This window comes from Streptosporangium sp. NPDC005286 (assembly GCF_040607515.1).
Classification (GTDB): domain Bacteria; phylum Actinomycetota; class Actinomycetes; order Streptosporangiales; family Streptosporangiaceae; genus Streptosporangium.
Genome location: NZ_JBEXGU010000026.1, coordinates 63327 through 78342, shown reverse-complemented (window position 1 = coordinate 78342; position 15016 = coordinate 63327). Strand labels below are relative to the sequence as shown.

At 70.3% G+C, this 15016-nt stretch carries 13 protein-coding genes; 5 read left to right on the top strand and 8 right to left on the bottom strand.

The window, feature by feature from the left end:
• Positions 1–230 precede the first annotated feature (230 nt).
• The 3 genes from ABZU75_RS12960 to ABZU75_RS12950 all read left to right on the top strand — a co-directional run bounded on the left by ABZU75_RS12960 (position 231) and on the right by ABZU75_RS12950 (position 2753).
• Positions 231–1097 (top strand): aldo/keto reductase, encoded by an 867-nt coding sequence (locus tag ABZU75_RS12960; RefSeq protein ID WP_355552997.1) that lies wholly within the window; start codon positions 231–233, stop codon positions 1095–1097.
• Positions 1098–1524: 427 nt separating this feature from the next.
• Positions 1525–1992, top strand: coding sequence for a hypothetical protein (locus ABZU75_RS12955; RefSeq protein ID WP_355552994.1), 468 nt, complete (start codon positions 1525–1527; stop codon positions 1990–1992).
• Positions 1993–2270: 278 nt separating this feature from the next.
• Positions 2271–2753 (top strand): TIGR00725 family protein, encoded by a 483-nt coding sequence (locus ABZU75_RS12950; RefSeq protein ID WP_355552991.1) that lies wholly within the window; start codon positions 2271–2273, stop codon positions 2751–2753.
• Between the two features lie 21 nt (positions 2754–2774).
• Here ABZU75_RS12950 and ABZU75_RS12945 read toward each other — a convergent pair whose 3' ends face one another.
• The 4 genes from ABZU75_RS12945 to ABZU75_RS12930 all read right to left on the bottom strand — a co-directional run bounded on the left by ABZU75_RS12945 (position 2775) and on the right by ABZU75_RS12930 (position 5953).
• Entirely contained in the window at positions 2775–3335 is a 561-nt protein-coding gene (locus ABZU75_RS12945; RefSeq protein ID WP_355552988.1) for a S26 family signal peptidase, read from the bottom strand.
• Positions 3332–5173, bottom strand: a complete 1842-nt coding sequence (locus ABZU75_RS12940) for an ABC transporter ATP-binding protein (protein WP_355552986.1) — start codon at positions 5171–5173, stop codon at positions 3332–3334. Before ABZU75_RS12940 ends, ABZU75_RS12945 begins: the two co-directional genes overlap by 4 nt.
• A complete protein-coding gene (locus ABZU75_RS12935; protein ID WP_355552983.1) occupies positions 5170–5706 on the bottom strand; it encodes a TlpA disulfide reductase family protein in 537 nt (178 codons plus the stop codon). The genes ABZU75_RS12940 and ABZU75_RS12935 overlap by 4 nt, the downstream gene beginning before the upstream one ends.
• Positions 5707–5776: 70 nt before the next feature.
• Positions 5777–5953, bottom strand: coding sequence for a hypothetical protein (locus tag ABZU75_RS12930; RefSeq protein WP_350911797.1), 177 nt, complete (start codon positions 5951–5953; stop codon positions 5777–5779).
• Between the two features lie 134 nt (positions 5954–6087).
• Here ABZU75_RS12930 and ABZU75_RS12925 point away from each other — a divergent pair, with 134 nt between their 5' ends.
• A complete protein-coding gene (locus tag ABZU75_RS12925; protein ID WP_355552979.1) occupies positions 6088–9102 on the top strand; it encodes a BTAD domain-containing putative transcriptional regulator in 3015 nt (1004 codons plus the stop codon).
• A gap of 141 nt (positions 9103–9243) precedes the next feature.
• On the opposite strand, the gene ABZU75_RS12920 is transcribed toward ABZU75_RS12925, so the two are convergent.
• On the bottom strand, positions 9244–9711 hold the full coding sequence (locus tag ABZU75_RS12920) for a hypothetical protein (RefSeq protein WP_355552976.1): 468 nt from the start codon (positions 9709–9711) through the stop codon (positions 9244–9246).
• A gap of 533 nt (positions 9712–10244) precedes the next feature.
• Between ABZU75_RS12920 and ABZU75_RS12915 the strand changes: the two genes are divergently transcribed.
• Entirely contained in the window at positions 10245–11327 is a 1083-nt protein-coding gene (locus ABZU75_RS12915) for a GRAS family protein (protein WP_355552973.1), read from the top strand.
• 46 nt (positions 11328–11373) lie between these two features.
• Here the strand turns inward: ABZU75_RS12915 and ABZU75_RS12910 are convergent, their stop codons facing one another.
• From ABZU75_RS12910 to ABZU75_RS12900, 3 genes are read right to left on the bottom strand one after another with little or no spacing between them, the layout of a single operon-like run.
• Positions 11374–12273 carry a carbohydrate ABC transporter permease gene (locus ABZU75_RS12910; protein ID WP_355552970.1) on the bottom strand — a complete coding sequence of 300 codons (900 nt, stop codon included), beginning with the start codon at positions 12271–12273 and terminating at the stop codon, positions 11374–11376.
• Positions 12270–13229, bottom strand: coding sequence for an ABC transporter permease subunit (locus ABZU75_RS12905; protein ID WP_355553003.1), 960 nt, complete (start codon positions 13227–13229; stop codon positions 12270–12272). Before ABZU75_RS12905 ends, ABZU75_RS12910 begins: the two co-directional genes overlap by 4 nt.
• A 55-nt stretch (positions 13230–13284) precedes the next feature.
• A complete protein-coding gene (locus ABZU75_RS12900; protein ID WP_355552967.1) occupies positions 13285–14979 on the bottom strand; it encodes an extracellular solute-binding protein in 1695 nt (564 codons plus the stop codon).
• Positions 14980–15016: the final 37 nt, after the last annotated feature.

The window sequence follows — 15016 nt, the reverse complement described above, 5'->3', positions numbered from 1 at the left end:
CTTAATCACGGAATTCGAGATCGTTTGTTCGGTGACTGGTTTTAAGACGTGTGCTCTTCCTAACTGCCCCCGGCCCCGGCCCCGGCACGGCCCCGCTCCCCTAGGGGAGCGGGCCGTACGTGGTTGAAAGCGGTTTTCCGGGTACGGGCGCTGAAAAGGGAAGCATCGGCCCAGGTAGCGCGTTGTGGCCGTTTCGAACCGTGATTTCGATCAATTCTGAGGAGAACACCATGACGAGTACGGAACGTCCCGCCGAGGCGTCGGGCCAGTTCGCCATCGGGGGCGACCTCACGGTCAACCGCCTGGGGTACGGGGCGATGCAGCTCACCGGGAAGGGCGTGTGGGGGGAGCCGAGCGACCCCGAGGAGGCGGTCCGCGTGCTGCGCCGCGCCGTCGAGCTGGGCGTCAACTTCATCGACACCGCCGACTCCTACGGCCCGTTCGTCTCCGAGCTGCTGATCAAGAAGGCGCTGCACCCCTACCCCGAGGACCTGGTCATCGCGACCAAGGCGGGGCTCACCCGGTCGGGCCCCGACGACTGGCGCCCGGTCGGCCGCCCCGAGTACCTGCGCCAGCAGGCCGAGCTGAGCCTGCGCCACCTCGGCGTGGAGCGGATCGACCTGTTCCAGCTGCACCGCATCGACGCGAAGGTGCCCCTCGCCGACCAGGTCGGGGAGCTCGCCCTGCTGCAGCAGGAGGGCAAGATCCGGCACATCGGCCTCAGCGAGGTCAGCGTCGAGCAGGTCGAGGAGGCGAGCAGGTTCGCGAGGATCGTCTCGGTGCAGAACCTCTACAACCTCGCCCAGCGCGACGCCGAGCCGCTGCTGGAGTACTCCGAGGCCAACGGCATCGGCTTCATCCCGTGGTTCCCGCTCGCCACCGGCAAGCTGGCCGAGGAGGGCGGCCCGCTCGCCGAGGCGGCCAGGGCGCACGGCGCCACCCCGTCCCAGCTCGCCCTGGCCTGGCTGCTGAAGCGCTCCCCGGTGATGCTCCCCATCCCCGGCACCTCGAAGGTCGCCCACCTGGAGGACAACATCGCCGCCGCAGGCGTCGAACTGACCGACGACGAGTTCGCGGCCCTGTCCAAGGAGGCCTGAGACGGATGCCGCCTGTCGTGGACCCACCACGACGGGCGGCTCCGTTCAGAAGCACGCGATGCGACGATCGCCTGATGCTCAGACGGCCGGAGCGCGGCGCCGTGGTCGACGGCTCTATGAATCAGCGTGGGGACGGGGCCGAGTGTGGCATGGCCCGCAGGAACATGTCACCGAAGCCGCATGCGCAGTCGTGCGAGGACCGCTCGGCGCGCCGGGCCATTCCGTCGGTGACGCCGCGCCGCAAATGAAGCCATAGTGATTTACAAGTGGGGGCCAGTAGTTTCCCGACATGAGAAAACGATCTTCCGTCCTCGCCGCCCTGACTGTAGCCGCCGTACTCGCCGCTCCCGCCACAGCCTCGGCCACAGCGGCAGGGGTTTCCTCCGGCCCGTCGGCTTCGGGGACCAACGCCTTCTCCTTCCAGGGCATGAACCTGAAGATCCCCGCCGGCTGGAAGGTGCACGGTAACGGGAACAGCGTCGTAGTGGTGACCGGAAAGTGCAAGAGGCCAGAACCCTTCGCCCCGAACTGCCAAGGGTTCTGGGTGTTCGGCGCAAAGGCGATCACCAAGGTCCCGGTCGGGGGCGGTTTCATCACTTACACCGGCAAGGAGCAGTTCCATCCCTTCAGTGGCGTGGTGCCCTGTCCGTTCAACGCCAAGACCAGTTGGTTCCCTGGTGAGAGGGCCACTTCGACAGGTCTGCACCAGGTCGGACGCGGCCACAAGGCGAAGTACACCGCCTGGCCCAACCAGTGCGTGACGAACAACGGTGGCCGGCGGACGGCGAGCTTCACTCAGCGGGAGTGGTTCCTGCCCTCGTCGAAGATTCTGGTGGTGGACGTCTGGAACACACCGGGGCTGTCGAACGTGCTCAAGCGCGCCACCTGGAGTTGACCGTATACCGGCCGGGATACTGCTGGTGTTCTGGCTCATCTTGGCGGTGATGATGCGGCCGCAGGTGTATCTGTGGGACATGAACCAGATGCCGGCCAGAGTTGAGCGCACTGGCACTACGACGAGGCTGGCTGGAAGGCGGCGAACGACATCGGGGGGCGCCGCGGCCGGCGAAACTCGTACACGACCTTGCCGGTCATGACGGCCATCGGTCTGGTGTGCGTGGTGGTCGGGTTCGCCGTGGCGCGTTGACCACCGCCATTTGGAAAGGTCTCATCGTGACGATTCAGGTAGCGGTCTGCGGTCCGCGTGACTGCACCGGCGAGGACGAGTCCAACGCCCGCGAGGTCGGCCGGCTGCTGGCGGAGCGCGGCGCGGTGGTGATCTGCGGCGGTTACACGGGGGTCATGGCCGCCGTGGCGTCCGGCGCCCGCTCGGCGGGCGGGACGGTGGTCGGCATCCTGTCCCGAGCGGACCGGGAGTACGCCAACCCGGACCTGTCCATCGTGATCCCGACCGGCGTCGGGGAGGCGCGGAACAGCATCATCGTCAACTCGGGTGACGCGGTGATCGTCATCGGCGGATCGTGGGGCACCCTGTCGGAACTGGCGCTCGCGATGCGCCGCGGCCGTGTCCCCGTGGTCCAGCTCGGCGGCTGGCGGCTGGTCGACGACCGTGCGGGGCATCCGGTGGCCGGCGTCAGGTACGTCTCGTCCCCGCGGGAGGCGCTGGCGGCCACCGGGTGCTGGCCTGATCGCTGACCGGGCCGCCGCCGGGCCTGGCTACGGGCCGGGATCCGGTCGCGGCGGCGATCCCGGCCGGTCCCCGCGGCTAGGGCGGCCGCCACCATGGCCTCCACCTGCTGCCGGATCCGATCCCGGCCGCTGTCCGCGGCCGGTGACGACCTGGTCCGTGACCCGCTCCTGGGCGCCCAGGCGGCGGGACACCACACCGAGCAGCCGCCCCCCGGAGAAGTAACCGAACCTCCGGGAGTCGACGCTGGCGGCCGGGTTGTCACCCAGCAGCACCAGGCAGCCCGCCGGGACCCGTGCGCCGGGGGCGGCCCGCGCGGCAGCCGCCACCTCCCCGGGCACCGGGTCGCCGGGCACGGCGGCCGCGCGCTTGATGATCCACTGCCCGGGGGGCACCGGATCCGCCATCACCACGACCTGCCCCGGGCGGACCGCGGCCAGGGACGCCCGGCGGATCAGGAGCCGCTCGCCCTCCCGGTAGGTGGGTTCCATGCTCACCCCGTGCACCGTCACCACGAGGAAGCGCCGCCGGGTCCAGAGCAGGCCCGCCAGGACCGCCGCGGCGAGGACGCCCAGGAGCGGCCCGGTCACGGCTCCGCCCCGATGACGGCGACCTCGTCCCGGTAGCCGTCCGCCTGGAGACGGAACAGCCGCGCGTACGGGCCGTCCGCCCGGTACAGCTCGTGGTGGTCGCCCCGCTCGGCGATCCGCCCGTCCTCCAGCACCACGATCAGGTCCGCGTCGCGAACCGCGCCGAGCCGGTGGGAGATGAGCAGGCTCGTCCGGCCCGCCCGCAGCAACCGCAGCCGGCGGTGGATCTCGTGTTCGGCCTGGGCGTCCAGCCCGGCACTCGGCTCGTCGAGGATCATCATGTCGCAGTCGTCCCGGAGCAGCGCCCGGGCCAGTGCCAGGCGCTGCCACTGCCCGCCGGACAGGACCACCCCGGTGACCGGGTCGTCCCTGTCCGCCTCCATGAAGAAGGTGCGGCTCAGCATGGTGTCGTACCCGTGCGGCAGCCGCCGCACGATGTCGTCGACACCCGCCCGCTCCGCGGCGGCCACGATCCGCTCCCGGTCCTCGATCGCGGTCAGGTCGCCGAGCCCGATGTTCTCCGCGGCGGTGAAGTCGTAGGACATGTAGTCCTGGAAGACCACTCCCAGCCGTTTCCTGAGATCGACGGCGGGCACGTCCCGCAGATCGATCCCGCCCCAGTGAATCGAGCCGGATGTCGGCTCGTAGAAACGGCACAGGAGTTTCACCAGCGTGCTCTTCCCCGCCCCGTTCAGGCCGACCAGGGCCATGGTCGACCCGTGGGGAATGGTCAGGTCCACCCCGCGCAGGATCCACGGATGGTCCTCGCTGTAACGGAACCAGACATCGCGCAGCTCGATGTCGCCGGCCGGGGGGAGCCGCCGGGGCCGGGCCGGCGGCGGTAGGTCGGGCTCCAGCCGCTCGACGGCCAGGTAGTGGCCGAACATCAGCAGCTCCTGGTGGGTGTAGGCCGCCTGCTCGGCCAGGGAGGTCAGCGACGCCTGCACGGAGGCCACCGCCACCACGAACATGGAGATGTCCCCCGCGGTGCCCGAGCCGTTCAGCGCCGCACCGATCGCCATGACCAGCCCGGCCCCCGCCGTGCCCGCGCTCACCAGGCTCAGCGCCGCCTGCGTGATCAGCTCGCGGCGGTCCAGTCGCCGGTGCTGCCCGTTCGCGCGCACTCGCTCGGCCCGCATCCGCCCGCGGAGGAAGTCGCCGAGCCCGAAGAGCCGGATCTCCTTGGCCGCCTGCACGTCGCCGAGCAGCCGGCCGTAGAAGATCTCCCTGCGTTCGACGGGGCTGATGTTCCACATCAGCCGGGCACGGCGGCGGCTGAGGGAGATCTCCGCGATCAGCGTGGGCACGGCGGCGCCCAGCACGGCCACGGTGATGATCGGGCTGATCACCGCGAGCGAGGCGACGAAGCCAAGCACCGTGATCACGCTCTGGGCGATGCCGAGCGTGCCCTCGACGATCTGGCCCGGCGTGTGCCGGGCGGCCTGCTCCGCCAGGCGCAACCGGTCCAGGAAGGCGGGATCCTCGAACCGCGACAGCCCGGTGAAGCCGTTCACCGTCGTGTACAGCCGGTCCTGGGTGCGGAGCGCGATCGAGCGGCCCAGCTCCGCCCGGAGGTAACGGCGCGCGTGCGGTATCGCGAGCGTCAGCGCCCCGACGGAGACCAGGATGATCGCCGCGGTCATGACGCGGTCGTTCTCGCCGGTCAGCCCGTCCAGCACGACCTTGGTCAACCAGGCGGTCGCGACCGGCGCGGCCGCGGTGACCACGGTGAGCGCCGTGTACCCCAGCAGCAGCCGGGGCGCTGCCTGCCACCCCAGGCGCAGCGCCGCGCCGAGCTCCCCCAGCCGCGACCGCCGGTCCTCTCCCCGTGCCGTCATGCCGTGACCGGGTTCGGCAGCGCCGAGAGGTCGAATCCCGCCGCGGTGATGACGCTCTCGCCGTCCAGGACGCAGAACGTGGGAAAGGCGCTCACCCCGAAGGCGGCGGCCACCGGCCCCCCGTGCGCCTCCACGACCACCCGGGAGACCCGGGCCAGCGCGACCTGCATGTCCTCGGAGTCGTCGGCGCCGGCGATCACCGCGAGTACCCGGTCCCGGCCACCGGGCAGCGCCGCGGCGTACGCCGTGAACTTCGGCAGGTTCTCCGTGCACGGCCCGCAGCCGGGTGAGAAGAAACCGACGAGGGTGCCCGGTTCGAGCGCGTGGCGGGACACCGCCTCGCCGTCGGTGCTCAGCGCGTCGAAGTGCCCGACCGCCGATCCGGCCTCGGGCAGGCGCGCGTCGCCCGCCCCGGACAGCCCGGCCAGCGTGCGGGCGTGTTCCTTCAGTCTCCGGACCACCGCGAGCAGCAGCATGAGGTTCAGCCCGCAGAGCACGCCCAGCACGACGACGGCGGCGATCAGATAGGGCATCGTGTTCGTTCCTCTCCACTGGTGGCCCGCCGGCCGGCGGGAGTACCGGCCGACGGGAGCGAAATCCGGGCTAGGGCCGGTAGACGCAGCTGCCGCAGACGGTCACGCCGTCGTCGGGGTAGTAGCAGCAGTACCTGGAGTGCCGGGCGCCACATTGCTGGTAGTAGCAGGACGCGGCGTCCGCGTGCCCGGCGGGGACCAGCCGGCTCAGCAGCCGGTCGGCCAGGGCGCTTATCGATCGCACCATAGCTCTTCCTTTCTGTGCGTTCCGGAAACGCAGATCCGATCTTTGGCGGTCACCGGAATCATTGGCCTCCGCCGTAGAAATGCCGTAGAAATGGCGTAGAGATTCTGTTCAGGCCGCGGCTGAGTGGAGATCGGTTGACATCGACGAGGTTCCGCTGCCTAGGGCCTCTGGAGGTGTGGGACGGTGACCGCTGGGTGTCACCCGGCGGGAGCAAGGTCCGCGGCGTGCTGGCCGCGCTGCTCGTACGGGCCGGGCAGAACGTGTCGGTGGACCACCTGGTCCACGAGCTGTGGGGGGACGCGCCCCCCGCTTCGTGCCGGACGCTGGTGCGCGGCTACGTCATGTCGCTGCGGCGGCTGCTGGACGACCGCGGGGCCGAGGTCATCCAGTCCCGCCACGGCGGTTACCGGCTGAACGTCGAGCGCGACGCCGTCGACGCGACCTGTTTCGAGGATCTCTGCGACGAGGGGATCCGGCTGCGCGCGCGGGGTGACCCGGGTGGGGCCTTCCCGCTGGTGCGCCGGGCGCTCTCGCTCTGGCGCGGACCGGTGCTGGCGGACGTGCCGGTGACGCCCCTGGTGGCCGCCTACGCCGGCGGGCTCGACGAGCGTAGGCTGGCGGCGCTCGTCTGGCGGATGGAGGGCGATCTCGAACGGGGACGGCCTGAGGAGCTCGTGCAGGAGCTCGTGAGCCTGGTGGCGGAGCACCCGTACCGGGAGGACCTCGCCGTCCTGCTCGTCCGGGCCCTGCACCTGGCGGGACGGCGCCCGGAGGCGCTCAAGTTCTTCGCCGACCACCGGCGGCTGCTGCGGGAGGACCTCGGCGTCGACCCCGGACCCGAGCTGTGCGGGGTGCACCAGCAGGTCCTGCTCGACGAGCGCCGCCCGGTGTGGCAGGGGCGGATCCCGGCGCAGACCCCGCCCTGCCTGCCCGACTTCACCGGCCGGGAGAAGGAGATCGAGCACTGGACGGCGGTGCTGGCCGCGGACGACAGCCGGGCGCTCCGCACGATCGCGATCTCCGGCCGCGCGGGGGTGGGGAAGACCACGCTGGCCGTCCAGCTGGCGCACCGGCTCAGGAGGAACTACCCCGACGGCCAGCTGTACGCCGACTTCACCGGCCAGACCACGCCCGGCGCGGTGCTGGGGCAGTTCCTGCGTGCCCTCGGGGTGCCCGGCCCCGCCGTCCCCGAACCGCTCACCGAGCGGATCCAGCTCTACCGCAGCCTGCTCGCGGACCGGCGGGTCCTGGTGCTCGCCGACAACGCCGAGGCCGAGGCCCAGGTCAGAGCGGTCCAGCCGGGGGCGGGCGGCTGCGCGGTGCTGGTGACCAGCCGCAAGCGGCTGCTCGGCCTGGAGTCCGCCCACTTCGCGGATCTCGACGTACTGGAGCCCGGTGCGGCCCTCGATCTGTTCGCCAGGATCGTGACGGCCGGACGGGTCCGGGAGGAGCCCGGCGCCGCGCTGGAGATCGTCGGGCTGTGCGGTCAGCTGCCGCTGGCCGTGCGGATCGCCGGGGCGCGCGCGGCGACGCGACCGGGATGGCGGCTGTCCGCCATCGCGGAGGAACTCCGTGACGAGACGTCGCGGCTCGACCGGCTGCGGGCCGGCGACCTCGATGTGCGGGCCGCCATCGGCACCTCCTACGCGGGCCTGGACCGGTCGCAGCGCCGGTTGTTCCGGCTGCTCGGGCTGCTCGACGTCCCTGATTTCCCGGCCTGGACCGCCGCCGCGCTGACCGGTGCGCCGGAGCGGGTCGCGGATGACTGGTTGCTCTCCCTGGTGGACGCGCGCCTCGTCGACGAGGTCGGCCCCGACCTCGGGGGGCGGCCGCGGTTCCGGCTGCACGACCTGATCCGGATCTTCGCCCGGCACCGCGCGGAGCGGGAGGACGACGCGGACACCCGGGGGGCGGCCCTGTCCCGGGTGTTCGGCGGGTGGCTGCTGCTCGCCGAGAGGGCCGACGAGCTGCTTCCCGCGCGTACCGTGGCGGCGTTGCGCTCCGCCGCGCCCCGCTGGCGTCCTGCCGCGGCCGAGAGCGTGGTGGGCGACCCGTTCGCCTGGTTCGAGGTGGAACGGCAGGCGCTCGCCGCCCTGGTGCGGCAGTCGGCCGCGATGGGGGAGACGGGGTACGCGTGGGGACTGGCCGCCGCCGCCCAGACCTTCTACGAGCTGCGCGACGCCTCCGAGGGGATCCGCACGCATCGGCTGGCGCTGGCCGCCTGCCGGGCGGCCGGCGACCGCCGGGGCGAGGCGGTCATCTTGCGCAACCTGGCCGATCTGCACTCCGGTAAGTCCGGAGCGGTGCTCGACGACAAGATCGAGTGGGCTGACGCGTCCCTCCGGATCTTCCGCGAACTCGGTGAGCCGCGCGGCGCGGCGGACGCGCTGTACCTCTGCGGCGACACGTACCGGTTGCGGGGGGACTACGAGCGGGCCCTGTCCCGGCTCCAGGAGAGCGTCGAGATCGCCCGGAGCTGCGGCTACCCGCTCGGCGAGCTCCACGTGCTGCAGCAGTTCAGCAGCATCGACAGCGAGCGGGGGCGCTACGACGAGGCGCTCGGCCATGCCCGGCAGGCCATGGTGATCGTCGAGGAGTTGGCCAGCCCGCGCGACGAGTGCGTGGTGCGCGCCCTGCTCGGCATGATCTGCAAGCGGCTCGGCCGGTTCGACGAGGGCGCCGAACAGCTCCGCCGGGCCGTGGAGAGGGCCCGCTCCTCCGCCGACCCCCTGATGGAGGCGCAGATGCTCGCCCATCTCGGGCAGCTCTACGCCGACCGCGGCCACCCCGACGCCCGCCGGACGCTGGAGCGGGGGCTGGCCGCCAGCTCCGCCTGCCACTACGAGCACGGCCAGGCGGTCGCGCTGCACGGGCTCGGCCTGCTGGAGAGCGAGGAGGGACGGCACGGGCAGAGCGTCGCCCGCCTGCTCGCCGCCGCGGACCTGTGGGAGCGGCTGCAGAACGCCTACGGCAGGGCGCGCACCCTCGGGGCGCTCGGCGAGGTCTACGCGCGCAGCGGGGACCTCGCGGCCGCCCGCCGCACCCTGGCGGAGGCCCGCCGGGAGTACCGGCAGCTGGACAACGAGGCCGAGGCCGCCCGCTTGGACGCGCTGTCGCGGTCGCTCGGAGGTCCGGCGGACGGCCGGTGAGCCCACCGGGTCACCGCGTCGCCGCCCCTTGCCGGCGCCGATGGTCACTCCCTTGGTGACGTGCCGCTGGACGAAGGCTCCTGCGCTGTGGGGGTGTTCCCTTGCGCTCAGTCCGCGCCGTACTGGAAACCGTGGACGAGGTCAGCCGCGGGCGCGGTTGACGGCGGTGGAGACCGCCAGCGGGATGGCCAGCAGGCCCAGCAAGGTGAGCTGGGTCGTTCTCGTGCTCAGGCCTTCGCATTCCGCGGGGTCGTCGCCGAACCAGGGGATCAGCGTCCCGATGGGCGGGCCACAGCTCCCGATCGGCCACAGGGCCAGCGCCAGGATCAGTGCGAAGAGCAGAACCAGCCAGTGCTGCGCGTCGGAGGACGCCAGTTCGGGCTCGAAGCGGCGGCGCCACTGGCCGTAGGCCCAGAAGTAGAACGCGAGCGCGAGCAGGTTGAAGATCGTCAGGGGTGTGCCGAGGCGCTCCCGGTCCAGCACGAAATGCACCGCGGCCAGCGCCACCAGGACGGCGGTGAACCACCAGGCCAGATGCCAGGGCACCGTCCACGGGCCGATCCGCGCCCACCCGGCCCCCTCCTCACCGCTCTCGATCCCGTCTCCCATGGGGGCGAGCGTGGTCCAAGCCGCTTGTAGATGGGTTGGATCCGGCTAGGGCGACGAACAGGTCGCGGGCGAGGTGCCCGGTCCGGGCGCCTGGTCGACGGTCCCGCTGAGGGCCTGAGCATCGCCTGCGGTATTCCAGCGGATGCCAAGCACTTACAAGTCAATTCCAAGAGTGCTGTCCAACTATGTGCTTGGCGCGGAAAAAGTAGCGGGGAAGGTGTTTTCCCGGCTCAGGGCTTTTCGCATGGAGCCCGGCGTCACTCTTTCGTGGAAAAGAGTCACCGGGGGAAACGAGAGGTAGCCAGTACGGATCGGTGCACGGCGGTTCCCATTCGAATTCGAAACCGAGATTCACTCCGACCATAAACCGGGATGGGCGCCCGAGTCCTCAGCCGACCGGTCTCACCGGCCTGCCCCGCTCCTCGAACGTGCCTGGCAGCACAGCCTGGCCCCCTTCCGGAGCGCAGTGCGGAAGACACGAGCGGCCCATGTCACTGAGCAGTCGTCACGAACAAGAAATTAAGAGGATTAACGTGAGTGTTCATGCGTTCGACATGCTGTGCCGTGCCGTGGAAGAAACGGATGCCGGTCGCACCGACACCGCCCGGCGTTGGCTGGACAAGTTACGCGGCCTGATCGCCCCCGAGAAAGTGGGCGATGATTTCCTATACCTGCTCTACCACGACGCCTTGGCCCGCCGGATCGGAAATTGCCAGGATGAGCGGGACAATCTGTACCTACGCCGTTTCGAGCGGCCACAGATCGAGTTGTTCGACCTGATGGCCCGGCACATGCCGGCGGTGACTCTGGCCGGTCGTATCGGCGGCGCGCTGCTCGCCGATCACCTCGCCGGGCGGGACACGGCCACCCTGATGTCGGTGGGCATCGGCTCGGGAGGTCAGGAGGCGGCGGTGCTCACCGAGCTCGCGAGCCGCGGCCAGGCACCCGGGCGGCTGACGGTGATCGGGGTGGACCCCGCGGTGGACAGCCTTCACCAGGCCGAACGGTCCATCCGCGACACTCGTGTCCCGCTGGACTTCCATCATGTGCCCCGCTTCGCCGAGCACATGACCGAGGAGGACTGGGACCTGGTGCGCCGAGCCCCCCGCCCGCTGGTGGTGAACGCCGCGTTCGCGCTGCACCACCTGCGGGACAACGCGTCCGGCACCGACGAGAGAAGCGCGTTCCTGGCGAAACTGCGCGACGCGGAGCCGGACGTCCTGGTGCTGTGCGAGCCGGACTCCGACCATCATCGGGTGGCACTGCCCGAGCGGTTCCGCAACTCATGGCGGCACTTCCACCCCGTTTTCCGGCTGATAGACGCGCTGGACGTCTCGGCCGCCGATCGTAACGCGATGAAACTGTTCTTCCGGCGCGAGGTGGTCGACATCGTCGGCACGGCGGACGACGAGGAGCGCTACGAACGTCACGAGCCGGCCGGGACATGGCTCGCGCGACTGCGCGGGGCCGGTTTCCGGCCGATGCCCGCGCCGGCGGAGTCGGTGTCGGAAACCATCCCTCCCGCTTTCATCCGCCAGGATCCGGACAGCGTGCGCATCGGATTCGACGGTGAGTCGATCCTGGCCGTCATCCACGCGGTGCCGGCGCACGGGTAGGCGATGACCGACCGGCACGGGCCGGCAGGTCCGTGCCGGTCGCGGCCTAACCCTTGATGGCGCCGATGATCACTCCCTTGGTGAAGTGGCGCTGGACGAACGGGTAGACGAAGAGCACCGGCAGCAGGGCGATGACGACGATGGCCATCTGGATGGCCAGGCTCGGCGGCAGGCTCTGGCCGGGGAGGGTACCGACGCCGCTCTGGCCGACGATCAGGGACTGGCCCTGGAGGACGTACTGCCGGAGCACCACCTGCAGTGGCCACTTGGCGTTGTCGTTGAGGTAGAGGACGGCGTTGAAGAACGAGTTCCAGTAGCCGACCGCGTAGAACAGGCCGATGACCGCCGTGACGCCCTTGGACATGGGCAGCACGATGGTGCGCAGGATGCGGAACTCGTTCGCGCCGTCGATGCGGGCACTGTCGGTCACCTCGTCCGGGATGTTCATGAAGAACGCCCGCATCACCACCAGGTTGAACGCGGTGACCGCGCCGGGCAGGATCAGCGACCAGTACGTGTCGATCAGCCCCAGCGAGCTGACCAGCAGGTAGTTGGGGATCAGCCCGGGGCCGAACAGGAAGGTCAGCAGGATCAGGAAGAGCATCGGCCGGTGCAGCAGCGAGCCGGGCCGGGACAGCCCGTAGGCGGCCAGCACGGTGACGGTCAGGCTGATCGCGGTGCCGGCCAGGGTCACGCCGAGGCTGACCAGGACCGACCGGGTCACCACGCCGCCTGCGAACAGCTCCTGGTACGCGGCGAAGGAGAGCCCGCTCGGCACGGTGACCAGGCCGCCGGCCTCGGTCACCGCCTCCTGGGTGGACAGGCTGGTCAGCACGACCATGTAGATCGGGAACAGCACGCCCACCGTGATGAGCGTCAGCAGGAGCCCCTTGAGGAGAGCACCGACGCGGCTGGGCCGCTCGGCCCAGGGGGGAAGAGTCGTCATGATCGTTTGTAGATTCCCTGCTCGCCGAATCGGTGGGCGACCTTGTTGGCCACCAGGATCAGCACCAGTCCCACCAGGCCCTTCACCAGACCGGCCGCGGCGCCGTAGCTCCACTCGCCGGTGAGCAGCGTGCGCCAGTACACGAAGGTGTCCAGCACCTCGGCGGCGTCCCTGCCGACCGCGTCGCGCTGCAGGAAGAACTGCTCGAAGCCGACGTTCAGCGCCTCGCCGAGGCGCAGGATCAGCAGCAGCACGATGACCGGGCGCAGGCCGGGCAGGGTGATGTGCCAGAGCCGCCGCCAGCGGCTCGCGCCGTCGACGGCGGCGGCCTCGTAGAGGTTCTGGTTGATGGCCGCCAGCGCGGCCAGGAAGATGATCGTTCCCCAGCCGGCGTCCTTCCAGACCGTCTCCGCGGTGACCAGCACGATGAACGTGTCCGGATTCGTCATGAGATCGATGCCGCTGTAGCCGTGGTCCCTGAGCGTCTGCGAGAGCAGGCCGGCGCCGCCGAACATCTGCTGGAACAGCGTGACCACCAGCACCCACGAGAAGAAGTGCGGCATGTAGACGATGCCCTGGATGAACAGGCGCAGCCGGGGCCGCACCACGCTGTCCAGCAGCACGGCCAGCAGGATCGGCACCGGGAAGTAGAAGACCAGCTGGAACGCGGTGATCGTCAGGGTGTTGAGCGTCGCGTCCCAGAAGCTCTCGTCGAACATCAGCCACTGGAAGTTGGCGAACCCCACCCACGGGCTGTCCGCGATGCCCACGTACGGCGAGTAGTCCTGGAACGCGATCACGTTGCCGAGCAGCGGGACATAGTGGAACACGATGAGCAGCCCGATCGCCGGCAGCGCCATCAGCAGCAGCTGCCAGTCACGTTTCAGTCGTGATCCGAAGGGTTGCGGGCGCGCCCGCCTTGTCCTCGAGCCCCTTTTACGGACATCCTTGGAGATGCCGGTGCCGGCGGGTGAGGTCAGGTCACCCGCCGGCCCGGTCTTCGCGTGGTCGCTAAGCACGGCCGTTGTCCCGCAGGACCTTCAGGTAGAAGTCGCGGGCCTCGTCCCCGCCGTCCCGCCGCCACTCGTTGGCGATCTGCTTGGCGTCGCTCACCGGGCGACGGCCGCGCATGATGTCGGTGAACTTGTCCTCGGTGGGCACCTGCAGCCCGGAGTACTTCGACGGCCGCTGGATCCTGATCCCGTCGAAGGGGCCCTTCTCGATGTAGGGGAAGGACGCGTTCTGCCACTCCACGTTGAGCTTGACCGCGTCGGGGTAGGGCCAGTCCACATAGAGCGGGCGCCCGCCGAGGAAGCCGTAGGTGTAGGCGACCTCCTTGCGGCCGAGGTCGTTCGCCTCCGGGATGCCGTTCGCGCCCCGGGTGAAGTGCTTGCCCTCCACGCCGAAGTTGGAGAGCTCGTACTCCTTGGTCCCGTACGGCGCCGCGCACCAGTTGAGGATGGCGAGGATCTCCTCCACCTGCTCCTTGGGCAGCCCCTTCTTGACGAAGGTGAAGATGCCCGCCGCGGTGTTGTGGTACATGATCGGCGTGCCGCCGTCGTGGGCGAAGAGCGGGAAGGCACCCAGGCTGAAGTCGGGGTTCTTGCCCCGGTGCTGCTGGAGCAGCTCCTTCCAGCCGCCCAGGCCGTCGCGGTAGACGAGGATCTGCCCGGCGCCGATCAGCTCCTTCTCGTTGGCGCCCTTGCTGCTGACCACGTTCGGGTGGACCAGCTCCTCCTTGAAGACCTTCCGCATGAACTCCAGCATCAGCTCGAACTCGGGGGTCTCGTACTTGTGGACGAGCTTGCCGCCCTCGTACCGCCAGTCCTGCGGGATCCGGAAGGTCGGCCACATCACCTCGTGGATGCTGCCGAACGCCCAGCGCCTGGCCTTGGGGTCGGTGATCTCCTTGCCGAGCTGGAACAGCTCGTCGGCGGTCTTGGGGTTGGCGTTCCAGCCGTTCTTGTCGAACAGGTCCTTGCGGTAGAGCAGCGCGTAGGGGTACGGCTCGGTCGGGAACGGCACCGCCATGAGCTTGTCGTTCCAGACCGACCACTGCCAGGCGGCGGTCGGCAGGTTGGCCAGCAGCGGGTAGGGCGCGACCTTGTCGCCCTGCAGGTAGGGGGTGAGGTCCTCGAACGCCTTGTCGACGGCGGTGTTGAAGTCCGCCATCTTGTCGATCTCCCAGCTCGGGATGACCATGATCTCCGGGATGTCTCCCGCGGCGAGCCTGGCGATCGCCTTGTCGCCGTAGACGTTACCGTCGGTGATCTGGAACTCCACGGTGGCGCCGATGTCGGCGTTGACCGCCTGGAAGTAGGAGTTGCTCGCCAGACCGGGCGGCGGCGGGCCCCAGAGCGGGGTCATGGCCTTGTAGGTGCCGCCCCTGCCGGCCTTCTGGGTGAGCGCCGCGGTGGGGGCGGCCGGGTAGGAGGTGAAGCCGCCGCTGACGTCGGGGACTCCGGGCAACGTGGAGACCGTGCCGGGAAGGTCGGGCTTGACGCCGGGGAAGGCGGTGTAGGTGGGGGTGAGGGACGTCAGCTTGTCCGCCGCGGCGGCCGTGGCGCCTCCGCTGCCCGGCCGGGGGCCGCTGGGCGCGGAACACGCGGCCAGCAGGCCGCCGCCGGCGACCGCGGCCGCGCTGAGCCCCACCAGGCCGAGGAAGCCTCGACGGCTGGTCATCGCGCCCTGGGGAAGATCTTTCACGGGGCGCTCCCTTCGTTGGTTCGAGACGGATCGGGGG

Coding starts and splice junctions, on each gene's coding strand:
- ABZU75_RS12960 (WP_355552997.1), top strand. CDS start 231: ATGACGAGTACGGAACGTCCCGCCGAGGCGTCGGGCCAGTTCGCCATC.
- ABZU75_RS12955 (WP_355552994.1), top strand. CDS start 1,525: ATGAACCTGAAGATCCCCGCCGGCTGGAAGGTGCACGGTAACGGGAAC.
- ABZU75_RS12940 (WP_355552986.1), bottom strand. CDS start 5,173: ATGACGGCACGGGGAGAGGACCGGCGGTCGCGGCTGGGGGAGCTCGGC.
- ABZU75_RS12935 (WP_355552983.1), bottom strand. CDS start 5,706: ATGCCCTATCTGATCGCCGCCGTCGTCGTGCTGGGCGTGCTCTGCGGG.
- ABZU75_RS12930 (WP_350911797.1), bottom strand. CDS start 5,953: ATGGTGCGATCGATAAGCGCCCTGGCCGACCGGCTGCTGAGCCGGCTG.
- ABZU75_RS12920 (WP_355552976.1), bottom strand. CDS start 9,711: ATGGGAGACGGGATCGAGAGCGGTGAGGAGGGGGCCGGGTGGGCGCGG.
- ABZU75_RS12910 (WP_355552970.1), bottom strand. CDS start 12,273: ATGACGACTCTTCCCCCCTGGGCCGAGCGGCCCAGCCGCGTCGGTGCT.